This window comes from Curtobacterium sp. VKM Ac-2865 (genome assembly GCF_015350905.1).
In the GTDB taxonomy this organism is placed as follows: Bacteria; Actinomycetota; Actinomycetes; order Actinomycetales; family Microbacteriaceae; genus Curtobacterium.
In genome coordinates this window covers 523,163-545,908 of the sequence record NZ_JADKRZ010000002.1, presented here as the reverse complement: position 1 = coordinate 545,908, position 22,746 = coordinate 523,163, and the positions used below count along the sequence as shown (strand labels likewise).

General features: G+C 73.4%; 22 protein-coding genes. 12 read left to right on the top strand and 10 right to left on the bottom strand.

All coding sequences use genetic code 11. The features are described from left to right. Window positions 1–92: 92 nt before the first annotated feature. The 3 genes from ITJ54_RS07770 to ITJ54_RS07760 all read left to right on the top strand — a co-directional run bounded on the left by ITJ54_RS07770 (window position 93) and on the right by ITJ54_RS07760 (window position 3,675). Complete coding sequence (locus tag ITJ54_RS07770) at window positions 93–1,520, top strand: MATE family efflux transporter (protein WP_228508736.1); 1,428 nt, start codon at window positions 93–95, stop codon at window positions 1,518–1,520. Window positions 1,521–1,663: 143 nt separating this feature from the next. Then, on the top strand, window positions 1,664–2,464 hold the full coding sequence (locus ITJ54_RS07765; RefSeq protein ID WP_194627042.1) for an HAD-IIB family hydrolase: 801 nt from the start codon (window positions 1,664–1,666) through the stop codon (window positions 2,462–2,464). Then, a complete protein-coding gene (locus tag ITJ54_RS07760; protein WP_194627041.1) occupies window positions 2,461–3,675 on the top strand; it encodes a glycosyl transferase in 1,215 nt (404 codons plus the stop codon). The genes ITJ54_RS07765 and ITJ54_RS07760 overlap by 4 nt, the downstream gene beginning before the upstream one ends. A gap of 10 nt (window positions 3,676–3,685) precedes the next feature. Here the strand turns inward: ITJ54_RS07760 and ITJ54_RS07755 are convergent, their stop codons facing one another. From ITJ54_RS07755 to ITJ54_RS07735, 5 genes are all read right to left on the bottom strand, one after another. After that, window positions 3,686–4,189, bottom strand: a complete 504-nt coding sequence (locus tag ITJ54_RS07755; RefSeq protein ID WP_194627040.1) for a hypothetical protein — start codon at window positions 4,187–4,189, stop codon at window positions 3,686–3,688. 113 nt (window positions 4,190–4,302) lie between these two features. Continuing rightward, window positions 4,303–5,376: an ABC transporter permease gene (locus ITJ54_RS07750; RefSeq protein WP_194627039.1), complete on the bottom strand. Its 1,074-nt coding sequence runs from the start codon at window positions 5,374–5,376 to the stop codon at window positions 4,303–4,305. Beyond that, entirely contained in the window at window positions 5,373–6,254 is an 882-nt protein-coding gene (locus ITJ54_RS07745; RefSeq protein WP_194627038.1) for an ABC transporter ATP-binding protein, read from the bottom strand. Before ITJ54_RS07745 ends, ITJ54_RS07750 begins: the two co-directional genes overlap by 4 nt. Before the next feature lie 119 nt (window positions 6,255–6,373). After that, window positions 6,374–7,102, bottom strand: coding sequence for a response regulator (locus tag ITJ54_RS07740; protein ID WP_194627035.1), 729 nt, complete (start codon window positions 7,100–7,102; stop codon window positions 6,374–6,376). Then, window positions 7,084–8,388 (bottom strand): sensor histidine kinase, encoded by a 1,305-nt coding sequence (locus tag ITJ54_RS07735; RefSeq protein WP_228508734.1) that lies wholly within the window; start codon window positions 8,386–8,388, stop codon window positions 7,084–7,086. The genes ITJ54_RS07740 and ITJ54_RS07735 overlap by 19 nt, the downstream gene beginning before the upstream one ends. 140 nt (window positions 8,389–8,528) lie before the next feature. Between ITJ54_RS07735 and ITJ54_RS07730 the strand changes: the two genes are divergently transcribed. Beyond that, window positions 8,529–9,563: an MSCRAMM family protein gene (locus ITJ54_RS07730; RefSeq protein ID WP_194627034.1), complete on the top strand. Its 1,035-nt coding sequence runs from the start codon at window positions 8,529–8,531 to the stop codon at window positions 9,561–9,563. A 57-nt stretch (window positions 9,564–9,620) separates the two neighbouring features. Here the strand turns inward: ITJ54_RS07730 and ITJ54_RS07725 are convergent, their stop codons facing one another. Then, on the bottom strand, window positions 9,621–9,977 hold the full coding sequence (locus ITJ54_RS07725) for a VOC family protein (protein ID WP_194627033.1): 357 nt from the start codon (window positions 9,975–9,977) through the stop codon (window positions 9,621–9,623). 104 nt (window positions 9,978–10,081) lie between these two features. Between ITJ54_RS07725 and ITJ54_RS07720 the strand changes: the two genes are divergently transcribed. Both ITJ54_RS07720 and ITJ54_RS07715 read left to right on the top strand, forming a co-directional pair. Beyond that, a complete protein-coding gene (locus ITJ54_RS07720) occupies window positions 10,082–10,648 on the top strand; it encodes a dihydrofolate reductase family protein (RefSeq protein ID WP_194627032.1) in 567 nt (188 codons plus the stop codon). Window positions 10,649–10,836: 188 nt separating this feature from the next. After that, window positions 10,837–12,066, top strand: coding sequence for an MFS transporter (locus ITJ54_RS07715; RefSeq protein ID WP_194627031.1), 1,230 nt, complete (start codon window positions 10,837–10,839; stop codon window positions 12,064–12,066). Here ITJ54_RS07715 and mtnN read toward each other — a convergent pair. Then, entirely contained in the window at window positions 12,063–12,809 is a 747-nt protein-coding gene (mtnN, locus tag ITJ54_RS07710) for a 5'-methylthioadenosine/S-adenosylhomocysteine nucleosidase (protein ID WP_194627400.1), read from the bottom strand. The genes ITJ54_RS07715 and mtnN overlap by 4 nt on opposite strands. Window positions 12,810–12,852: 43 nt before the next feature. Then, the gene (locus ITJ54_RS07705) at window positions 12,853–13,200 is read right to left on the bottom strand and encodes a DoxX family protein (protein ID WP_194627030.1); all 348 of its coding nucleotides are present in this window, start codon (window positions 13,198–13,200) and stop codon (window positions 12,853–12,855) included. 118 nt (window positions 13,201–13,318) lie between these two features. Between ITJ54_RS07705 and ITJ54_RS07700 the strand changes: the two genes are divergently transcribed. After that, window positions 13,319–13,618 carry a Dabb family protein gene (locus ITJ54_RS07700; RefSeq protein WP_194627029.1) on the top strand — a complete coding sequence of 100 codons (300 nt, stop codon included), beginning with the start codon at window positions 13,319–13,321 and terminating at the stop codon, window positions 13,616–13,618. Window positions 13,619–13,639: 21 nt separating this feature from the next. Here ITJ54_RS07700 and ITJ54_RS07695 read toward each other — a convergent pair whose 3' ends face one another. After that, window positions 13,640–14,233, bottom strand: a complete 594-nt coding sequence (locus tag ITJ54_RS07695; RefSeq protein WP_194627028.1) for a TetR/AcrR family transcriptional regulator — start codon at window positions 14,231–14,233, stop codon at window positions 13,640–13,642. 151 nt (window positions 14,234–14,384) lie between these two features. Here ITJ54_RS07695 and ITJ54_RS07690 point away from each other — a divergent pair, with 151 nt between their 5' ends. Then, entirely contained in the window at window positions 14,385–14,759 is a 375-nt protein-coding gene (locus tag ITJ54_RS07690; RefSeq protein ID WP_194627026.1) for a hypothetical protein, read from the top strand. 19 nt (window positions 14,760–14,778) lie between these two features. Here ITJ54_RS07690 and ITJ54_RS07685 read toward each other — a convergent pair whose 3' ends face one another. Then, complete coding sequence (locus tag ITJ54_RS07685; RefSeq protein WP_194627024.1) at window positions 14,779–15,285, bottom strand: nuclear transport factor 2 family protein; 507 nt, start codon at window positions 15,283–15,285, stop codon at window positions 14,779–14,781. 238 nt (window positions 15,286–15,523) lie between these two features. Between ITJ54_RS07685 and ITJ54_RS07680 the strand changes: the two genes are divergently transcribed. The 4 genes from ITJ54_RS07680 to ITJ54_RS07665 are packed head-to-tail and all read left to right on the top strand — an operon-like array spanning window position 15,524 to window position 22,741. Then, on the top strand, window positions 15,524–18,571 hold the full coding sequence (locus ITJ54_RS07680; RefSeq protein ID WP_194627022.1) for an FtsX-like permease family protein: 3,048 nt from the start codon (window positions 15,524–15,526) through the stop codon (window positions 18,569–18,571). Continuing rightward, complete coding sequence (locus ITJ54_RS07675) at window positions 18,568–21,219, top strand: hypothetical protein (protein ID WP_194627020.1); 2,652 nt, start codon at window positions 18,568–18,570, stop codon at window positions 21,217–21,219. The genes ITJ54_RS07680 and ITJ54_RS07675 overlap by 4 nt, the downstream gene beginning before the upstream one ends. Next, window positions 21,216–22,082, top strand: coding sequence for an ABC transporter ATP-binding protein (locus ITJ54_RS07670; protein WP_194627018.1), 867 nt, complete (start codon window positions 21,216–21,218; stop codon window positions 22,080–22,082). The genes ITJ54_RS07675 and ITJ54_RS07670 overlap by 4 nt, the downstream gene beginning before the upstream one ends. Beyond that, complete coding sequence (locus ITJ54_RS07665) at window positions 22,079–22,741, top strand: ABC transporter ATP-binding protein (protein ID WP_323741630.1); 663 nt, start codon at window positions 22,079–22,081, stop codon at window positions 22,739–22,741. The genes ITJ54_RS07670 and ITJ54_RS07665 overlap by 4 nt, the downstream gene beginning before the upstream one ends. Window positions 22,742–22,746 lie beyond the last annotated feature (5 nt).

Here is a 22,746-nt window from a genome sequence, read left to right as displayed (position 1 = left end):
ACGCGACGGTTCCGCCCGACGCGCCGTCCGCCATGCCGTGCCGACGCCCCGTCGGCGCGCGATCCGTGCTGCCCGCACGGAAGGGAACGACCATGACCACCACACCCACCACCGCAGCGGAGAAGAACCGCTGGTACCTCTCCGCCGCCCCGATCGCCAGGGCCCTCGTGCACCTGTGTGTGCCGATGGCCGCCGCGATGGTCGTCAGCGCCCTGTACAACGTCATCAACGCGGGCTTCATCGGCGCGCAGCACGACACCTCGTTGCTGGCGGCGATCACGTTCGGCACGCCGCTGCTCGGGCTGGTGATGGCGGTCGGCGGCGTGTTCGGCGTCGGCGGCAGCTCGCTCATGTCGCGGTTGCTCGGCGCCTCGGAACACGACCCGGCGAAGGCCGGCGAGATCAAGCACGTCGCGTCCTTCGCCGTCTGGGGGTCGGTGGTGACGGGCATCGTGCTCGGTGGCCTGGGGCTGCTGTTCCTGCGGCCGCTGGTCGGCCTGCTCGGGGCGGATGCCGCCGCGGTGCCCGCGACCAGCGCCTACGTCAGCGTGATGCTCGCCTTCGTGCCGGTGCTCGCCGCGTCGTTCTGTCTGGAGCAGATGATCCGCGCCGAGGGTGCCGCCCGCCAGGCGATGGTCGGGCTGATCCTGTCCACCGTCGGCAACCTGGTGTTCGACGTGCTGTTCATCCTGGTGCTGCACTGGGGCGTCGCCGGGGCTGCACTCGCGGTGGGGCTGGCGAACCTCGTGAGCATCGTCTACTGGGTGCACTGGCTGGGGGTGCACAGCGAGAACGTCAGCCTGTCGCTCCGCTGGTTCACGCTCCGTCGCTCGGTCCTGCAGCCGGTGTTCGGCATCGGCGTCAGCGAGCTGCTGCAGGCCGGGTTCCTCATCGTCACGACGCTCGTGCTCAACAACCTGGCCGCGCAGTACGGCGACGACCCCCTGGCCGCGATGGGCGTCGCCGTCCGCATCGCGCAGGTGCCGGAGTTCCTGGTGATGGGCGTCACGATCGGGGTCCTGCCGCTGCTGGCCTACGCGTACGGCAAGGGCGACCGGGAGCGTCTGCGCTCCGCACTGCGGGCATCGGCACTGACGGTCGGGGCGATCGTGCTGCTGTTCTCCGGCACGGTCTTCGTCTTCCGGGAGCAGGTCTTCACCGTGTTCTCCTCGGACCGCTCGGTGCTGGCGATCGGCCTGACCATCCTGGTCGCGCAGCTCGTCGCGACGGTGGTGAACGGGTTCACGGGGCTGTTCACGTCACTGTTCCAGGCGGCGGGGCTCGCCACGCCGGCGATCGCGATGTCGCTGGCGCAGGGCGTGCTGTTCATCCCGATCGTCCTGCTCGGCAACCTGTGGTTCGGGCTCGCCGGCATCATCTGGGCGCTGACGATCACCGAGGTCCTGGTCTTCCTGGCCGGTGTCGTCATCTGGCTGGCAGCGCGAGCCCGCATCGACCGCGGGCTCGACGCGGGCAGCGCGGAGCGCGCCGAGGCGGTGCTGGAACAGGCGGCGGCCTGACGGGCGGGCGGACCACCGGACTGGAGGCTCCCCACCGGTCCGGTGGGGAGCCTCCAGTCTGTTCACCCGCGCGTTCACCGCAGGTGGCAGGCTGGTCGGCGGGCACCGCCGCCCGCAGCCCCACCAGCCGCGAGCGGAGACCGATGCCAGACCCCGACCTGATGGTCGTCACCGACCTCGACGGCACCCTGCTCGACCACCACGACTACACGTTCGCCGCGGCGCTGCCGACGCTCGACCGGCTCCGGCGAGCGGAGGTCCCCGTGGTGTTCTGCAGCAGCAAGACCGCGGTCGAGATCACGGCGCTGCAGGCGCGGACGGGGCTCACCGGACAGCCGTTCGTCGCCGAGAACGGGGCGGTCGTCGTCGGCGTGGACCGCCGAGTGCTGGTCGGCCCGATCGACGGCGACCTCGACCGGCTCCGCACCGCACTCGAGCGGGTCCGGCGGGCCCTCGACCTGCACTTCGCGACGTTCTCCGGCGCGTCCGACGCGGAGGTCGCAGCCTGGACGGGCCTCGACCTCGACGCGGCGAGCGCTGCCCGCTGCCGGACCGCGTCCGAGGTGCTGCGCTGGGACGCACGCGACGACGACCGCGCGGAGACCTTCCGGTCGGCCCTGACCGAGGTCGGCTTCGACCTGGTCCGCGGCGGCCGGTTCTGGCACGTCCTGCCCGTTGGACGCGACAAGGGCGCCGCCGTCCGGACACTCATCGCCGACCACGAGCGACGGACGGGCTCCGGGCCACGGACCATCGGCCTCGGCGACGGACCGAACGACACCGCGCTGCTCGACAGCGTCGACCTGGCCGTCGTCGTCCGCGGCGTCGGACCCGCACCAGGACCGCTCGCCGACGACCGCGCCGAGCGGGTCCACCGCACGACCACCACGGCCCCGCAGGGGTGGGCCGAGGGACTGAACCACTTCCTGAGGGGCGACCGATGAGCGACTTCCACCAGAACGGCGTCATCACGACGTTCCACGACCTGACCCGACGCAGCACCGCGAGCATCGAGGACGAGCTCCGGGGCTTCGCCGAGAAGCGCCCGATGAGCCTGATCCTGCCGGCGCTGTACTCGGAGCTCGAGCGGCCGGCACTCGAGCGCATCGTCGACGAGCTGGCCGAGGCGGACTGGCTCAGCGAGATCGTCATCGGGCTCGACCGGGCCGACCGCAAGCAGTTCGAGCACGCCCGCGAGTTCTTCTCGCGCCTGCCGCAGCGGCACCGGATCCTCTGGAACGACGGCCCACGCCTCCGTGCCCTCGACGCCGAGCTCGACCGCGCCGGGCTGGCACCGGGCGAGCCGGGCAAGGGCCGCAACGTCTGGTACTGCACCGGGTACGCCCTGGCGTCGGAGCGGGCCGAGTGCATCGCCCTGCACGACAGCGACATCACCACGTACGAGCGTGGCATGCTCGCGCGGCTGCTGTACCCGCTCGCGAACCCGGCGTTCGACTACGAGTTCTCGAAGGGCTACTACGCCCGTGTCGCCGACGGTCGGATCAACGGGCGGGTCGGACGGCTGCTCGTCGGGCCGCTGCTCCGGTCACTCCGCCAGGTCTACGGGGAGTCCGAGTACCTGGAGTACCTCGCGAGCTTCCGCTACCCGCTGTCCGGCGAGTTCGCGATGCGCGCGCACGTGCTCAACGGGCTGAAGATCCCCGGCGGCTGGGGGCTCGAGATCGGGATGCTGTCCGAGGTGTACCGCGACTACGCGACGCGGCAGGTCTGCCAGGTCGAGATCGCCGACGACTACGACCACAAGCACCAGCCGCTCGCCGAGGCCGACGGCAGCGGCGGGCTCGCGCGGATGGGCAACGACATCGTGCAGTCGCTGTTCCGGAAGCTCGCGACGATGGGGGTCCCGCTGACGTCGGACTCGTTCCGCGTGCTCAAGGCGACGTACTACCGGAACGCGCTCGACATCGTCGAGGTCTACCGGCACGAGGCCGTGATGAACGGGCTGGCCTTCGACCAGCACGCCGAGGAAGCAGCGGTCGAGCTCTTCACCCAGGCGGTCCTCGACGCCGGCGGCGCGTTCACCGCGAGGCCCAACGACAAGCCGTTCATCCCCAGCTGGAGCCGGGTGCGGTCGGCGGTGCCGGACGTCCTCGAGCGCCTGAGCGCGGCGGTCGAGGCCGACCAGGTGGACTGAGCCCGACGGCTCAGCGCACCCAGACGTTCGGCGCGAGCGCGTGCATGGCGTCGGTGCCGCGGTCGGTGAAGCCGTCGGACACGAGTGCGGTGTCGTGGCCGTCCTCACCGAGCATGTCCACCACGACGCCGGCACGCTCGATCGGGCCACCGCCGCCACCGCACACGGAGTAGTTCTCGGCGCTGGCCGCGTCGGGGTTCGCCGCGATCAGGCACGCCCCGCCGTCCCGCAGCGCTGCGATCCAGTACGTCGTGCCGTCGTGCTCCACCGCGCGCCGTTGGCTGTTCAGCACCATGTCGTCCGGCGGGTCGACCACGTCGTCGGGCAGGGCGTCCGTCGCTGCGAACGCCCGGTGCAGGATCGCGAACCGGTCCGCGGCGTCGGACGTCGAAGCCCGTGTGGGTCCGGCCACGGCGGACCGGGTCGGCGTCGCGTCGGACGTGACCCCACCCCCGGTGCAGCCCGTCAGTCCCACCACCGTCAGCGCCACCGCCGCCAGTGCCACCGTGCTCACGGCGATCGTCCTCACCGTGACTGCAGCGCGCAGTGCCCCCATCGTCGCTCCCCCGTTCGGTGCCCGAAACGTAGCAGCCCGGCGCGACCGACCGGAAGAGCGCACCGCTGACGTCAGCGCTGCAGTGCCTCGGCGAGCTTGACCCGACCACCGGTCCGGAGCAGGGCGTTCGAGTAGACCCGGGCACCGATCACCACGACGAGCGCTGCCGACGCGACGACGACGAGCAGCGACACGATCGGTTCCCACCACTCGGCGGACCCGAGGAAGATGCGCATCGGCATGCCGATCGGGGCACTGAACGGCACGTAGGACATGATCCCGAGCACTGTGGGGTCGTCCGCCGCGAAGATGATCAGGAAGTACGGGATCATCACGAGCATCATCACCGGCATCGTCACGCTGCCGACGTCCTCCTGGCGGGACACCAGCGCTGCGGACGCCGCGAACAGCGCCGCGATGAGCACGAACCCGACCGCGAAGAACACCACGAACCAGAGCATGCTCGGCCCGAGCAGCGTGAACAGGTTGTCCTGCCCGGTCACCGCGAGCGCCACCGCCGCGGCGATCGCGACCGCGACGATCTGCGCGAGGGCCATCACGCTGTTGCCGAGCACCTTCCCCGCCAGCAGCGCACGAGCGGGGATCGCGGCCATCAGGATCTCGACGACCCTGGTCGACTTCTCCTCGACCACGCTCTGGGCGATGGACTGCCCGAACGTGACCGCGGCGGCGAAGAACACGACGCCGAACGCGATCCCGACGAACGACACGAGCCCCGGCGGCAGGGCGTCCGGGTCGAGGAGCTCGACGGGCGGTGAGACGGCGAGCGCCTGCACGACGTCCGTCGGCGCCTGGTCGAGGCCGACCACCCCGAAGCCGAGCGGACCGGACTCGGGGACGATCGCGGCGTCGACGTCACCGCTGCGGACGAGCTGCTCCGCGGCGGCGCGGTCGTCGACGCGCGTCACGTCGAGGCCGCCGGTGGAGGGCAGCGAGACGCCGTCGACGACCGCGACCGGGGTGGTGTCGCCGGCGCTGGCCTTGCCGACGATCCCGCCGACGACGATCGACGCGACGACCATCACGAGCAGGATGGCGGCCGACACGACGAAGGCCTTGCTGCGGATCCGTGCCTGGATCTCGCGGACGGAGACGAGCCGCACCGCCTGGCTGAAGCTGTTCACTTGACGACCTCCCGGAAGACCTCGCTGAGGCGGGGCACACGGCGGCCGAACGACCCCACCGTCCCCGTGGTGACCGCGCGCTGGAGCACGCGTTGGGCGACGGCGTCGTCGGCCTCGAACACGGCGTACCCGCCGTCGAACTCGCGCACGTGCACGCCGGGCTCGTCGCGGATCCAGGCGGCGTCCCCGTCGACCAGGAGCTCCCACGCGGCCGGGCCGGCGCTGCGTCGGAGTTCCTCCTGCGGACCGGCTGCTCGGATGCGGCCGTCGGCGATGACCACGACGTCGTCGCAGAGCCGCTCGACGACGTCGAGCTGGTGGCTGGAGAACAGCACCGGGACGCCCGACGCAGCGGTCTCGCGGAGCACCCCGAGCACGGTCTCGACGGCCATCGGGTCGAGGCCGGAGAACGGTTCGTCGAGCACGAGCACCTCGGGCCGGTGTGCCAGCGCCGCGGCGACCTGCACGCGCTGCTGGTTGCCGAGGGACAGCTTCTCCACCGGGTCGCCGGCGTGCCCGCCGAGCTCCAGGCGGTCGAGCAGCTCCGCGGTGCGGGCGGCGGCAGCCCCGCGCTCGACGCCGTGCAGTCGGGCCAGGTACGTGACCTGCTCGGCCACGGGCATCTTCGGGTAGAGCCCGCGTTCCTCGGGCATGTACCCGAAGCGACGACGATCGGCCGGTCCGACGGTCTGGCCGTCGATGGACACCGTCCCGCCGTCGGCGGCGAGCACCCCGAGCATGATCCGCATGGTGGTCGTCTTACCGGCACCGTTGCCGCCCACGAACCCGGTGAGCCGTCCGCGGCCGACCGTGAACGTGACGTCGTCGAGCACGCGGCGGTCACCGAAGTGCTTCGTGACCCCGTCGACACTGAGCATCGCGTCTTCCCCTCTCGGCGGCGGGGTCCCCCACCGCACGTCCGACGGTACGGAGCGGGCCGACCCCGCGCCTCCCTCCCGGGGCGGGTCCTGGCCCTCCCCCGCGGGGAGGAGACCGGTCACCCGCGCGAGCGGACCACCCCGTGCTCGTACGCCCACACCACGGCCTGCACCCGGTCGCGGAGCTGGAGCTTCTGCAGCACGTTCGACACGTGCGTCTTCACCGTGGCGTCGCCGACGAAGAGCAGGCCGGCGATCTCGGCGTTGCTCAGGCCCCGACCGAGCAGCTGGAGCACCTCGGTCTCGCGCTCGGTCAGTCCCGGCACCACGCACGGCGCAGCGACGTTCGCCGCGGACGGGACGGCGACCGCAGAAGCCGCAGACGGCGCGGCCGTGGGCCCAGCACTCGCCCCCGCCGTCGCCCGGCTGATGACGCGCCTGGTCACGTCCGGCGCGAGCAGTGCGTCCCCCGCGGCGACGGTCAGCACGGCGTCGACGAGCTGCTCCGGTGAGGCGTTCTTCAGCAGGAACCCGCTCGCGCCGGCGTCGAGGGCCTGGAACAGCGTGTCGTCGTTGTCGAACGTCGTCAGGACGAGGACGGCCGGCGGGTCGTCCAGCGCCGCGATCCGACGGGCGGCCTCGATCCCGTCGACACCCGGCATCTGCACGTCGAGGCACACGACGTCCGGCCGGTGCTGCTCCACCGCGAGGACGGCAGCGGCACCGTCCACCGCCTCGCCGACGACCGAGATGCCCGGTTCCGACTCGAGGATGACCCGGAACCCGGCCCGCACCAGGTCCTGGTCGTCGGCCAGGACCACACGGACGTTCACGATGTCGGCAGCCATGCGCGCACCAGGTACCCTCCCCGGGCGCGCGGCCCGATCTCCACGGTCCCGCCGACGGCGGCCACCCGTTCGCGCATCCCGACGTGGCCGAGTCCGCTGCCCCGGCTGCGGTCGTCCTCGTCCCCGGTGGACGGCCTGGAGGCTCGGCCCCCGTTCCCGGTGTCCGTCACCTCGACCTCGACCGCGTCCGGCAGGTAGCGCAGGCGCAGGTCCGCGCTGGCGTCCGGCCCGGCGTGCTTGAGCACGTTCGTCACGGCCTCCTGCGCGATCCGGAAGGCCACCGTGGCGACGGTCGGCGGGACCGGGCGTTCCTCACCGACGACGGAGTACCGCGACGGGTGCCCGGCGGTGGTCGCAGCGTCCACGAGTTCGGCGAGACGGCTGATGCCCTCGGTGCTCGGGGCGTCGTCGAGGGGCGCGCGCGTGCCGTCGCCGTCGTTCTCGCGCAGCGTGCCGAGCATCCGCCGGAGCTCCTCCACCGCGGTGCGCGCGTTCTCCTCGACGACGCCGAGCGACGCCGCGGCCTGGGCGGGGTCCCGCTCGAGCACCCGTCGAGCAGCGCCCGCCTGGACCCCCATGAGCGACACGTGGTGCGCGACGACGTCGTGGAGCTCGCGCGCGATGCGGACCCGCTCGAGCGTGACGGCCTGCGCCGCGGTGCGCTCGCGCTCGACGGCGAGCTCGAGCGTCCGTTGGTCGAGGGCGTCCTTGGCGACCGCCGAGGCCCAGGCGCGGTTGCCCGAGTACCAGGCGGCGGCGAAGTAGACGAGGTTGATGATGATCGTCAGGAGCGAGCTCGCGACGTACGACGGGATCAGGGTGTCGCTGTCCCCGGACACCGCCGAGGGGACGGACCAGCGGAACACGATCGCCAGGAACACCCACGCGAACATGCCCACGATGAGCGTCCACCGCACCGCTTCCGCACGCACCCGGTCGGAGCACCACGCGCCGACCGTGTACAGCCCGATGAACAGCGTGAAGTTGATGAACAGGCCCTCGGGGACGCGGAGGAGCTGCGTGGCCGCGAACGCCAGCGCGACGAGCACCGCCACGGTCATCGGGTACCGGCGCCGGAACGCGATCGGCCCGGCGTTCGCGACGACCATGAGGGCACACACCCACCACGCTGCCGGGTCGTCGAACATGCCCGACGAGCCGTACAGCACCGTCGAGATCGCGATGCCCCCCGCGAGCACCAGGGCGAGCACCAGGTCCTGCCGGTGCTCGCGAGGCCCGACGGGCAGGCGGGACCACTCCCCGCTCGTCGCCCCCGCGCTCGTCATGCCGACAACGGTAGCGGGTGCCACGTCCGGCCCGCAGGCCCCGACGTCGCCCCACACGACCCCTCGCGCCGGACCCCGTCCGTGCGTAGCATCCTCACCACCGGGGCCAGGGGTGTCCCCGCCAGGGATCAGGGGCCCTCATGACCGCACGACGATGGACGACGGTCGGCATCACGACCGCGATGACACTGATCGGGGTCCTCGCTGCCCCGGTCGCCGCATCTGCCGCGACGGAGGACGGTGCACTCACCGTCATGCTCACGGGCCCGGACAAGCGCCCGCTCGCGATGGACGGCGTCGTGGTCGACCTCCGCGACGCGTCCGGCCGCACCGAGGACACCGCCACGAGCGACCAGCGCGGGCGGCTCACCTTCGACGACGTCCCGGCGGGGACCTGGCAGCTGCACGGGGAACGCCCGGGGTCGCACGGCTTCGACGACGTCATCCCCGCCGACCGCTCCGGGGTCGTCGTCGCACCCGGCAGCCACGACGCCGTGGTCCTGGTCGTGCGACGCGGTGCCTCCATCGGCGGCACCGGCCACAACCCGTACGGCGCCGACCTGTCCGGCGCGGCCGTCGTGGTCCGCGGATGGAACACCGGCACGGTGAAGCGGACCGTGACCGGCGTGGACGGGCGCTACTGGGTGCACGGGCTGCCGAGCGACGACTACAGCGTGCAGGTCAACGCGCACGACGAGACGCTGCCGTCGTGGCCGTCGCACAAGGACCAGTCGTGGGGCTTCCACCGCGACCCGGGCAGCACCGCCGATCGCACCTACGTCCGGGTCGCGCACCAGGCCGCCGGCCGAGCCGAGACCGTCGTCGACGGCATCGACGCGAGCTCGACCGAGGGCGTGTTCATCACCGCGATCGTCAACCCGCAGCTCGACACCGACTTCACGAACGCCCAGGTACACCTGTACGGAGAGTCGATCGGCAGCAGCTTCGACACCCGGCTGATCTCCTGGTCGCCGGGCCGCGGCGGCCTGGTCGGCTCGGTGCTCAGCCCCGGTCGCTACAAGCTGGAGATCGTCGGCTGGTCGCCGAGCCAGCACCGGTGGATCTCGTACTGGTACGGCGGCGAGGGGAACCGGCCCGTCGCCGACAGGGCGTCCTCCCACACCATCGTGATGCGGGACGAGAGCCGGACCGTCAACTTCTGGAGCACGCGCTGACGCGACGGACGGGAGGCTCCCTGCCAGCTGGCAGGGAGCCTCCCGTCCGTCACCTGCTCAGTTGGCGGGCGGTGCGTACAGCTGCAGGTCGTTGCCCTCGCTGTCCTTGAAGGGGACGATCTTGCCCCACGGGTGCTCGCTGATCTCGCCCTGGATGTCGGCGCCCTTCTCGCGGAGCGAGGCGAGCTCGTCCTCGATGCTGCCGTCGGGCTGGAAGGACACGACCGCGCCGCCGTCCTTCGAGGGACCGGCGGACTCGCGCGCGTTCAGGCCGATGCGCAGGCCGTTCGCGTCGATCTCGCTCCAGTCCTCGGACTGGTCGGTGACGGTGAGCCCGAGGGTGTCGCGGTAGAACGCGACAGCGCGCTCCATGTCGGTGACCGGGACCCAGACTGCTGCAACTCCAGTTGCCATGGTGGTGCTTCCTCTCGTCGGTGGTACGCCCGGAACGGTAGGCAGCATCGGTGCGTACCGGCTCAGGAATGCGCCGGGAGCGCTGCCGGCGTAGGTTGCGCCCCATGAAACGGCTGACGGTCTCCATGAGCGTCTCGCTCGACGGGTTCATCGTCGGGCCCGACGGCGGCTTCGACTGGGCACCGCCGGACGAGGAGGAGTTCGGCGCCTTCCTCGACGAGATCCGCGGCGTGGACGTGCACCTGCTCGGCCGACGGCTGTACGAGACGATGTCGTACTGGGAGGACCCGGACCAGACCGACTCGTGGGACGCCGCCGAGCGGGAGTGGGCCGAGCGCTGGAAGCAGCTGCCGAAGGTCGTGTTCTCGAGGACCCTGACGAGCGTGACGGGCACGAACACCCGGCTGGCCACGGTCGGCGTCGCCGAGGAGGTCGCACGGCTCCGCGACGAGCCCGGCGACGGCGAGATCGCGGTCGGCGGGGCAGAGCTGGCGGCCTCGGTGGCGGAACACGACCTGGTCGACGAGTACCGCCTGCGGGTCTGCCCGGTGCTCGTGGGCGGTGGCCGGCCGTTCTTCCCCCGCGGCGAGCGCCAGGTGGGGCTCGAGCTGCTGTCGACGCGGACGTTCAGCACGGGGGCGGTGGCGCTGCGGTACGGGGTCCGGCGCTGATCCGCGTCCGGCCCGCGGGCTGCCATGACCGGTCGCGTCCATGGAGCATCCCCGTCTCGCGCGCTGACGGATCCGGTCGGCGGAACCCGACGATCGTGAACCGGATCCGTCACGGCGCGATCCGAACTCCCGGGCACCGGTGGCCGACACATGGGAATGGACGAGACGCGCTCGGCTTTGCACCGGCCATGACATCGTCAGCAGAGCGCCGCGGGTGGCTCAGCGTGGTCTCCGTCGCACTCGGGTCCTTCGTCCTGGTGCTCTCCGAGTTCCTGCCCATCGGGCTCCTGCCCGCCATCGCCACCGACCTCGACGTGCCGATCGGCACGGCCGGCCTCATGGTGGTGGCGACCGGACTGGTCGGTGCCGTCGCGGCCCCGGTCGTCACCGTCGCCACGTCGCAGCTCGACCGCCGGGTCGTCCTCGTGGCCCTGACCGTCCTGCTCGTGGTCGCCGACGGCCTGGCGGCCATCGCCCCGACGTTCTGGCTGCTCCTCATCGCACGCATGCTCCTCGGCGTCGGCATCGGCGGCTTCTGGGCGATCGGCGCGGGCATCGCCGGGAGGCTCGTCAAGCCCTCCGCCACGATCCGCGCGACGTCCTTGATCACCGCCGGCGTCTCGGTCGCCACCGTCGTGAGCCTGCCGCTCGGCGCGTTCGTGTCGTCGATCGGCAGCTGGCGGCTGGGGTTCGTCATCGGCGGCGTGCTCGGCCTCGTCGCCCTGGTGCTGCAGCTCGCGATGCTGCCGAGCATCCCGGCCGTGCAGCGGGTGCGCTTCGGCACGCTCGGCGCGCTGCTCCGAGTCCCTCGGGCGCGTGTCGGGCTCATCGCCGCCGCGTTCGTCTTCGCCGCGCAGTTCGCCGCCTACACGTACGTCGCGCCGTTCCTCCAGCAGCTCGTCGGGGTCGGCCCGGACACGGTGACGCTCGCCCTGCTGGTCTTCGGCGTCGCCGGCATCGTCGGGAACTTCGCCGCGGGCTGGACCCTCAACCGCAGCGTGCTCGGCACGATCGGGGCGTCGAAGTTCGTCCTCGCCGCCGCCGTCGTGGCGCTCCCGCTCCTGGCGCACTCGGTCGCCGGCGTCTTCGCCCTGCTGGTCGTGTGGGGACTGGTCTGGGGTGCCCTGCCGCTCGGGATGCAGACCTGGATGTCGACCGCCTCCCCCGGCGGCAGTGAGACCGGGCTCGCCCTGTTCGTCACGACGATCCAGCTCGCCATCGCCGCGGGATCGGTCCTGGGCGGACTGGCCGTCAGCACCGTCGGCATCGCCGGGGACTTCTGGCTGTCGGCAGCGATCGCCGTGGTCGGGGCGGTCGTGCTGGTCGGGCTGGGCCTGCGGCGGTCGAGTGCCGTGCCGCAGGTCGCGGCCGCCGAGGTCGTGGACCCGACACCGACGGCATCGACGCCGGTCGCCTAGCTCGCAGGCGACGCGAGCGCTCGGTGCCGCGCCGTCACCAGGCCGACCGCCACGCGTGCTGCCCGGTCGGAAGCGTCGTCGAGGTGCAACCGGAACTGCTCCCCCGTCGGCGCGCAGAGGTCGCTGATGCCCCGCACCGAGACGAACGGCACGTCGTGGACGTGGGCGAACTGGGCGATCGCCGCCGACTCCATGTCGACCGCACCGACGTCCGGGAAGACCGCTCGGAGCGCCTGTGCTCGCTGGTCCGCCACGAAGACCTCGCTCGAACCGATGACGTGCTCTCGGACGCGGAACGGAACGACGGCGTCGAGGGCGTGGTCGACCAGGTGTGTGTCGGCGGCGTAGCGCTCCGGCATCCCGGGGACCTGCCCGAGTCGGTAGCCGAAGACGGTGGCGTCCGCGTTCAGGTTCACGTAGTGCCGACCGACGACGACGTCACCGAGTTCGACGTCCGTCGCGAGTCCGCCGGCGGAACCGATGCTGATCATGGGCACCGTCGACCCGAACAGGTGGAAGCAGCGGGCGGCGGCGATCGTCGCGTTCGTGAACCCGATCCCGCTCCGCACCAGTGCGACGCGCGCTCCGTCGACGGTGACGAACCAGGGCGCGCCGCCGACGGGTTCGACCGGCGGGTCCGTGGCGAAGGCGGCAAACGCCGCAGCTTCCTCGGCCATGGCGGCGATCACCACCACCGACGGGGCACCCGGGGCTGCTGGTCCCGCCGCAGCGTCGTTCTCCATGGTGCTCACTGATTGATCCTGACACGGATGTCAGCTCGCCCCGTCATCGCGCGAGCAGCAGGACCACCAGGGTCGCGACCGCGAACACGAACAGCACCGCCGCCGGCTGCAGGTGCTTCTCGTGCGCCCGCACGTGTGCGACGACCGCGCCAGCGAAGTAGACGACCGCACCGATCGCGGCGGCGATGCCGATCCCGGGGACCCACAGGCCGACGACGAGTCCGATCGTGGCGAGGACCTCGAGCACGCCGAGGACGCGCATCTGCGGCACGGACACGTTGACCACGCGCATGTTCTCGGTCATCTGCGCGGTGCCCATGAGCTTCATCACCCCCGACCCCAGCATGGCGACGGCGAGCAGGAGCGAGAGGACGACGGCGGCGATCTGCACGGGGACTCCAGGGTCGAGACGAACGAGGTCTGCTCATTCTCCCTGGGTGGCGGCCCCGGCGGCAGTGGCATGCTGCGTTCACGTCGTCCAGGGCGGACGGCGGGTGGAGGAGAACTCGATGTCCGGAGTGACGCACGTGGTCCTGGTCCAGTGGAACGCCGACGGGGACCGGTCCGCCGAGGCCGACGCGCTCGCGCGGGAGCACCTGACGAAGATCGAGGGGGTGCTCTCCGTGCAGTCGGGGTCGAGCGTGAGCACCGAGGGCAAGGAGGGCGACTTCGACTGGATGCTCGTGGTCGAGTTCCGTGACCGCGAGTCCCTGGCGGCCTACCTGCCGCACCCGTCACACCAGCCCGTCGGCCAGTTCATCGGTGCCGGCAGTCAGCACGTGGTCGTGTTCGACATCGACCAGAGCTGACCGACGACGACGCCTGCTGGCTCAGCTCGCGAGCTCGAGGTCCCAGACGGGAGCGACGTACTCGCGCGCCCAGCCCTCGCGCAGACGGGTGACGGCTCGGTCGTAGGCCTCGAGCAGGTCCATGTCCGGCCGGACCATCGACTGCAGCTGCAGGCCCTCGTACGTGGCGAGGAGCTGCTCTGATCCGCGGGCGGGCTCCATGGTGGCGGGTTCGCGGCCGAGCTGGACGTCCCGCTCCAGCGCGCGCTGCACGAAGGCGTGGAACCGGCGCCACCGCATGTGCAGCATCGGTGCGAGGGGGTGGTCGGGTGCGGCGGCGATGTTCAGCGTCGAGGTCAGGAACCGCATCAACGACGGGTCGGCGATGTTCGACGTCACGATGGCGCGCAGGAACCGGATCGTGCCGTGCTGTTCGGCGATCGGCATGAGCGGCCCGGTGCGGTGCTCGTTCCACTGGTCGATCGTCGCGAGCAGCAGGCCGTCCCAGCTCGGGAACACGGCCTCGACGGTCTCGACGGTGGTGTCGGCCTCGTGGGCGACGCTCGCGACGGAGACCTCGTGCAGGGGGTGGGTGCGCAGCGACTGCATCATCCCGGCGACGATGCGCGATCGCATCGAGTCGGCGTCCCCGACGGGTGCGTGAAGTTGGTGCGTGTGCATACACCGATCCCACCAACCGGCCAGTCGTCGAGCCAGCCCCAGAAAGAGGGGAACGCGCTTTCCGGCAGTCTGCTGGACCGCCCGACCGCCTTGGTAGCGTGCCCCCATGACGACGCTGCCTGCCGACCGACCGTCCTCCGAAGCCGAGGTCCGCGCCGCACTGCTGGCCCTGGACTCCTCGACGAAGCACCCCTTCACGGTCGTGCTCGAGGACGGTGCCGTCGTCGCCGGGTGGCGCGGCGAGACCGGGATCGAGCGGTTCACCTACCGGTACGTCGTGCGGCTGCTGCCCGAGACGGCCGAGTACACGCGCCTGACGAAGACGACCACCAGGACCTCCAGCAGCTCGTCCGGCTCGTACACGTTCAACTCCCTGTGGATCTCGAAGCCCGTGAACGAGGTGCTCCGGGCCCACGGGTGGCGGCCCCGGCGGACCGCGGTCGGGAAGTTCCTCCGGCGGCTGGTCGGGCTCGCGGACTGAGCGCGCCCTGCCCCGCCGGTCAGCTGATCGCGGCGAGCAGCACCGTCGGGTCGCCCTCCATCCAGCGGCAGTCCATCGTGAACCGGGCCACGCGCGGCCCCTCCGGGGTGACACGGACGTGGAAGGTCCAGGTGTTGCCCATCAGGGCGTGCCGGGTCGAGGTCGTGTCGGGGCCCTCGCCGGGCAGGAAGTGCTGCGCGAGGGCGTAGGCCTCGACCAGGTAGCCGTCGCTGAGGCCGCGGGCGGTGACGTTGCTGACTGCGTGCATCGTGTCGAGCGGACCGACGGCGCCGATCATGGTCGGGATGACCGTCTCGCGCCCCTGCAGGACGGGGAACTCGAGGCCGATCTTCGTGGTCGCCGGCGTCATGTCGACGACGACGTCCTCGGTGAGGAGCCCGTCGAGCACGGAGGCGTCGGCGGTGTCCAGCGCGCGGGCCCAGAGGAGCGGCAGGCGCCCGAGCTCCCACTCGGTCTCGAACGGCAGGGGCGTGGTGGTCTCGGTGCTGGTCGCGGTGCTGCTCACGGTGGTGTTCCTCCGGTCGTGGGGTGGTGGCGCCGCCCCTGCTGGGGCGGATGTGGACGAGCACACCAGCGCCCTGTCGACATCGCGTCGACGGCCGATCGACGACTCGTCGACACGACGGACATCGTCGCCGGGACCGACCCCGCCGTCATCCGTGGAAGCACGGAGCGACGGCCACCGGTCGGGATGCTGCATGATCGGTGGGGGACCACGCACGCTGACGGGGATCGGGGGGCTCGTGAAGCGACCACGGCTGCTCGTCGCGCGCGCTCGCGCCCGGCTCGCGCTCCTGGTGCCGGTCGCGTCCGTCCTGGCAGCGGCCGTCGCCCTGCCGCTCCTGGCGATCGGGATCGGCGACGCGGGAGCCGAGTCGGGCGCCGCCACCGTCCTCGCCGCACAGCCGGCGCACGCTGCAGCCGCCGTGGTCACCCAGCAGCTCGGCGACACGCCCGCCACCCAGGCTACCCGGGTGCGCGCAGCGATCGCTGACCGACTGCCTGCCGGCAGCGCCCACGTGACCTGGTCCGCATCGGTGACCGCGGCCGTCGACGCGGGGAGCACCGGACAGGAGGCCCGGATCACCGCCGTCCCGAGCCTCCCGTCCGTCACCCACGTCGTCTCGGGCACGTGGCCGGTCGACCCGGCCACGCGCGGTCCGGTGCCCACCGCCGTGCAGGCGGACGCCGCACGGCGCCTCGGTCTCCGGGTCGGCGACACGGTCGCCGTCGGTCCCCGCTCGTCCCTGACGCTCCGCGTCGCAGCGACGTGGCGAGCAGACGACGCCGGCGCCGCGGTGTGGTCGGGCGCCTCCGACGTCGGGTCGGGGACGGACGACGGCGTGGCCGGACCGTTCGTCGTACCCGCTGGGTCGATCTCCGGGGTACCGGGGTCCGCCACCGCGACCTGGACGATCACGCCGACCACCGACCAGGGGCGACTCGTCGCGCCGGACGGGCTGCGTCGTGGGCTGCGTGCGGTCAGCGCGGCGACCTCCGGCGACACTGGTCCGCTGGCGGGGGCGGACGTGTCCGGCACCCTCGCCGCGACGCTGGCGCGGATCGACGTCGGCATCGCGACCGCGCGCGCCCTCGTCCGGATCGGCATCGCGATCGCCGCGGTCCTCGGCGTCGTCGCCGTGAGCGTGCTCTTCGTGCTCCTGCGCGACGCACGGACCCGCGAGGACGCGCTCTTCACCGCCCGCGGCGCGACCCGCGCCCAGCTCGTCCGCTGGACCTGCCTGGAGGCGCTCGTGGTGGCGGGTGCCGGCGCGGTCGTCGGTGCCGTCGTGGCGGTCGTCCTCGCCGGTGTCCTCGGGCACGGGGCCACACCGCCCGTGTGGGTCGGCGTCCTGACGCCCGTCGTCGCGGTCGTCGTCGCGGTGGCCACCGCCGGGGTCGTCGCGGCGCGGCGGACGTCGTCGTCCGTCGGGACCACCGGCACCTGGGTCGCGGTCGTGCTGACCGTCGCCGTGGTGGCGGCGGCGGCGTTCGCGACCTGGCGGCTCTTCACCGTCGGCGTGCCGGTCTCCCGCGTCCGCGGACAGGTGGAGACCGACCCGATCGCCGCCGTGTCACCGGTCGTGACGGTGTTCGCGAGTGCGCTGGTCACGGTCGTCCTCGTGGGGGTGGTCGCCGCACTCGTCGCCCGCGCCGTCCCGCGGTGGCGCGGGTTCCTGCCCGGTCTCGTCGTCCGTCGGCTCGCCAGGACTTGGGCGTCGACGGCCCCGGTCGTCGTGCTCGTCGCGATGGCGGTCGCGGTGGGCGGGCTCGCGGCCGGACTCGCGGCGACGACCTCGGCCGTGGACGACGCGACCGCCTCCGCCGTCGTCGGCCCCGCGGTCCGGGTGTCCGCCGACGGTGACGACGCCGTGGACGACGGGGTCACGGTCGTCGCGCCGACGGCGGGGGTCACCGGGCGTGACACCGTCTCGACACCCGTGCTCACCGACGAGGTGACCGCGGGGGACCGCCGCGTCCCCCTCGTGGCCATGCCGGCGGCTGCGGCGACGGACGTGCTCGGACGCGCGGGTGCCGCGGCCTTCCGGGACGTCGCCGTGCCGGGCAGAGCCGGCACCGCGCTGCCCGCCGGCGCCCGCCGGGTCGAGGTCACCGTGCGTGCTGGGCAGGCCACGCTCGACGGCACGCCCAGGCCCGACGCACGCGGCGCGGTCAGGTCCGCGCTCTGGGTGGCGGACCAGGACGGTGTGGCCGCCGAGCTGCCGCTCACCGCCGACGACGGCGCCGACGTGGCGCTCGGGGAGACCGCCCGCCTGCACGCGGTGCTCCCCATCACCGCCGGGGCGCGGGGGACGACCTGGCGGCTGCTCGCCGTCGAGCCCACCCTGACCTTCAGCAGCCGTCCCGCCGACGTCGACGCGGGGATCACACCCTCGCGGCTCCGGGTGACGGTCGCCGTCGCCGTGGCCGACGTGCCGGCAGCGGCTGGTGACCGCGTGCTCGAGGACCTCGGTGCTCTCACCCGGATCCCCCTCGGAGCGGCGGCGTCCGGGAAGCCGCTGCCCGTCGTGGTCACCACCGCGCTCGCGGCGGAACTCGGGCTGCGGCCGGGGTCGCCGCTCGACCTCGGCGCGGCGTCGACGGCGCGCACCCTGCACACCCGGGTCGCCGGTGTGGTCGAGCGGGTGCCGGGCAGCGCCTCCACGACCGCGGTCGCCGCCGACCTGCCCGCACTCGTCGACGCGTCCGTCCTCGGCGGCCCGGCGGTGGACGGCACGGCGGGCGCGGTCCCCCGGGTCGACGAGACGTGGATCGCCGGCCCCGACCCGACGACGCTCGCCGCTCAGGCCGCTCGGAACATGACCGTGTCCGGGTCCGTGAGCACCCGGGCCGCCGTGTCGTCGACGCCCGTGCTCACCCCGGCGGTCGGAGCCCTCGCGGGGGTGGCGGCGTTCGGCACCCTGCTCGCACTCCTGGCGTTCGTCGGGGGTGTCGTCAGCAGTGCCGACCCGCAGCGCTCCGCGACCTCCCGAGCGCTCGGCGTCTCCCCCGCTGCGGCAGGACGGGCCCGCGTCGCGGAGCTCGTCCCCCCGGTCGTCGCTGCCACGCTCGGCGGGCTCGTCGGCGGAGGCGTGACGGTCGCGACGGTCGCCGCTCCGTTCGCGATCGCCGCCGTCCCCGGTGCGACCGGCCTGGTCACGGCCGATCCCGTCGTGGTCTCCGCCGGCACCTTCCTCGTGCCCGTCGTCGTCCTGACGGGAGCCGGTCTGCTGGCGGCCGTCGCTGGCCGCCGCACCCGCAGAGCCGTGGCCGAGGGAGGACGCCGATGAGCGGCCGGCACACCCGTCGGCGTCCTGGCAGTCCCCTCGGGCGAGTCGTCGCGGAGCACCGCGCACCCCTCGTGGCCATCGCGGTCGTGACCCTGCTCGCCGCACTGCTGGCCGGGTCCGTGCTGTCGGTCCTCGGCGCGCTGGCGACGGCCGGCACCCGAGCCGACCTCGACCGGGCGACCGCGACGGACCGGGACCTGCAGACGACCTTCGCCGTCGTCGCCGGGGACGCCGAACCACCCGCGACGGCGCAGACCGTGTTCGACGGGCTCGGCGACGACCTCGACGCCGTGCACCGGTCGATGCCCGGTGCACTGCGCGCCGCCACCGGACCGGCCGGCTGGTACGCGGCGACCGGGTACCTCGGGCTCGACGCCCTGCCGTCGAAGGTCCCGGCGTCGGTGTCCGTCGCGACCGACCCCGCGTTCGCCGACGTGGTGCGCTTCAGTGAGGGCCGGGCGCCACGACCGGCGCGGGACTCGGCCACGATCGAGGTCGCCGTCTCCCCCGCCGTCGCCGCGGCCGTCGGGTGGCGGGTGGGCCAGGTCAGGACCGTCGCCGGCGAACTGTCGCTCGAGCTCGTGGGTGTCTACCAACCGCTCGACCGGCACGACCCGACGTGGGGACACGTGCCCACGACGCTGCGGCCGGCGACCGCGGGAACCGGGGACGGCGGCACGACGGTGTCGGCCACGGCGTTCGCCGCGGCGGGGTCCTTCGGCCACGTCGCCGACGACGGCCGCACCACCCAGGGCCACGCGTGGTTCCCGGTCCGCACGGACACCGTCTCCGCGGCCGGACGCCCGGGCCTGGTGGACGCCGTCGGTCGGTTCCTCGCCACCCGGCAGCCCCTGCCGAGCACGGCGGCCGGGTCGGTGGCCTTCTCGACGGGCCTGCCGGGGCTGCTCGACGCCGCCGTGGCCCGCGACGCCACGGTCGGCACGCTCGCGGCGGCCATGGGCTCCGGGCCGGCCGGCGCGCTCGTCGCACTCGGTGCACTCCTCGCCCGACTCGTGCTCGACCGTGCCGAGGCCGGCCTGCGGCTGCTGGGAGCGCGCGGCGCCTCCGACCGTGTGGTCCGCTCGGTCGCCGCCGGGCTCGTCGCCGTCGCCGCGGTCCCGGGTGCCGCCGCGGGCGGGGTGCTCGCGGTCCTCGTGCAGCTGACGCCGCTGGGCGGGTCGGCCCCGTCCCCGGTGCAGGCCGTGGTCGGTGCGCTGCTCGCCGCCGTCGTGCCGTGCGCCGCGGCGGCGGTCCTCGCGCCGACGCTGCGGGTCGGAGCACGTCGTCACGCCGTGCGACCGGTCGTGGAGGCAGCCGTCCTCGTGGCGACGGCGGCGGCGGTCGTCGTCACGACCAGGAGCGGCGTCACGACGAGCGCGCCCGGTGGCTCGGTGGACCCCCTGGCCGCGGTGCTGCCGCTGCTGCTCGCGGCGTCCGGCGTCGTGGTCGTCCTGCGCCTGCTGCCCGTCGTGCTCGGACGACTCGTCGCCGTCGCACGACGTCGCCGTGGCGTCGCGATGCTCGTCGGGGTCGTGACCGCCGCGCGCTCCGCCGTCGCGCAGGCCGTCCCGCTCGTCGTCGCCGTGATCGGCATCGCGGTGGCCCTGTTCGCGACCGTCGTCGGCAGCACGCTCGAGGACGGTGTCGCCCAGGCAGCCCGCCGGAGCGTCGCGGCGGACGTCGCCGTGTCGTCGGTCGCCCTCGACCCCGACCAGGTCGCCCGCATCGCCCGTGTCCCCGGCGTCGCCGCCGCGGTCGGTGTCTCCACCACGGACGAGGTGTCCTTCGACACCCCGGACGGCGCGGTCCAGGCCGTGGTCCTCGTCGCGGACTCGGACCGACTCGCCGCCGTGCAGCGCGACGTCCCAGGGGCACTCCCCGCTCCGGCGGCACTCCGGACGACCCGCGGCGACCGTGTCCCCCTCGTCGCGTCGCGGTCCCTCGCCGAGGCCACCGGGCGGGACTCGAGCGTCCTGGGCACGGACACGCGCGTGGTGACGACCGCCCCGGACGCGGTCCCGTTCACCCTCGCGAAGCGCTGGGTGCTCGTCGACACCCGCACCGCAGAGGCCCTCACCGAGACCGGCAGCGTCGACCGGGTGCTCGTCCGGACGGCTGACGGTGCGTCGCCCGACCGCGTCGCCGCGGCCCTCCGACGCCTGGTGCCGTCCGGGGACGTCGACACGGCCGTCGGGGTGGCGCGGACCATCGACGCCGACCCCCGGATACCGGGCACGCGTGCCGTCGCGGTCTCGGCAGCGGTGCTCGGTGGCGTGCTCGGCCTCGGCACGCTCGTCGTCGCGGGGCTGTCGGCAGGGGCGTCGCGCCGCGCTCGCACCCGCCTGCTCGGGGTGTTCGGCACGACCCCGGGCGACGCCCGGGCCGTCGTCGTGGCCGAGACGCTCCCGCTCCTCGTCGCCGCACTGGTCACGGGGACCGCCGTGGCCGTCGGGGTCGTCGCGACCACGCTGCCCTCGGCCGACCTGCGCTCGTTCACCGGCGCCGTCGTCCGGCCGGTGGTCTCGGTCGACCCCGGGCTGCTCGCCGGGGTGGCCGGTGGGCTGCTCGTGGCGCTCACGGGTGTCCTCGTCCTGACCGTCCGTGCCGGCGCCCCCGCGCACCACCGCCCGACCAGGAGGAACCGATGACCCCCACCCTCGACATCGTCTGCCGCGACCTCGTGCGGATCTACCGGTCCCGCGACGTCGAGGTGCAGGCGCTCCAGGGCCTGACCCTGACAGTCCGAGCGGGCGAGATGGTCGCGCTCGTCGGTGCCTCGGGCAGCGGCAAGTCGACGCTGCTCGGGATCCTCTCCGGGCTCGACGCCCCCTCGGCCGGGCAGGCCGTCGTGGCGGACGTCGACCTCGGGTCACTCGACCGTCGCGGTCGCACCCGCTTCCACCGCCACAGCGTCGGCTTCGTCTGGCAGCAGACCGCGCGGAACCTCGTGCCCTACCTCACGGTCACCGAGAACGTCGCAGCGGTCCTCAGGGTCGCGGGCGTGCGTGGCCGTCAGCGCGACGAGCGGGTCCGCGAGGTGCTCGACCTGGTGGGCATCGCCGACCACGGCCACGAGCTGCCCGGGGCGTTGCCGGGTGGTGTGCAACAGCTCGCCGCGATCGCCGTGGCCCTGGCCAACCGCCCGCGGGTCCTGCTCGCCGACGAGCCGACGGGTGCGCTCGACCGTGCCGCTGCCCGGGCAGTGCTCGCGACGATGCGGGCGGTGAACGAGCACGAGGGCGTCACCGTCCTCATCGTCACCCACGACCAGACCGTCGCTGAACAGGTGCGGCGGACGGTCCGGATCCGGGACGGACGCACCTCGACCGAGACCATCCGCGACGACCTCGGGGACAGCCCGGGAGAGGAGTTCGCCGTGATCGACGAGGCGGGGCGCCTGCAGCTGCCCGAGTCCTTCCAGCTGGCGCTCGGGCTGCGCGACCGCGTCCGGCTCAGCCTGCAGGACGACCACGTCGTCCTGCGCCGCGGCGACGACGAGGTGGACCGGTGAGCGGCCCCGTGCTCGAGGCGTCCGGCCTCGGGTGGGACGTGACCACGCCCGCCGGTCCGCTCCGGGTCGTGCACGACGTCGACCTGCGCGTCGACCGTGGCGAACTCGTGGTCGTCCGCGGTGCCTCCGGTTCCGGCAAGACCTCGCTGCTGCGACTACTCGCCGGCCTCGAGCGTCCGGACCGCGGCACGGTCGCCGTCGACGGGACGACCTTGGCCGACCGGAGCGAGGACGAGCTCCGCGCACTCCGCCGCGACCGCCTGGCGATCGTCTTCCAGGACTTCTCGCTCCTGCCCGTGCTGACCGCGGCCGAGAACGTCGAGGTGCCGCTCCGCATCCGGCGGACCGACCCGGCCGAGCGGGACGCGATGGTGGCCGAGGCGCTCGAGCTCGTCGACCTGACCGGCCACGAGCACCAGCGCCCCGACGAGCTCTCCGGCGGTCAGCAGCAGCGGGTCGGCATCGCCCGAGCGGTCGTGGGTCGACCGGGGCTCCTGCTCGCCGACGAACCGACGGCCCAGCTGGACAGCGCGACCGCCGCGGGGATCGTCGACCTGGTCGCCGGGCTCGTGCGCGACACCGGGCTCGCCGCGGTGGTCACCACGTCCGACGACGCGTTCCTCGACCGGGCGACACGGATCGTCGACATCGAGCGCTGAGGGGC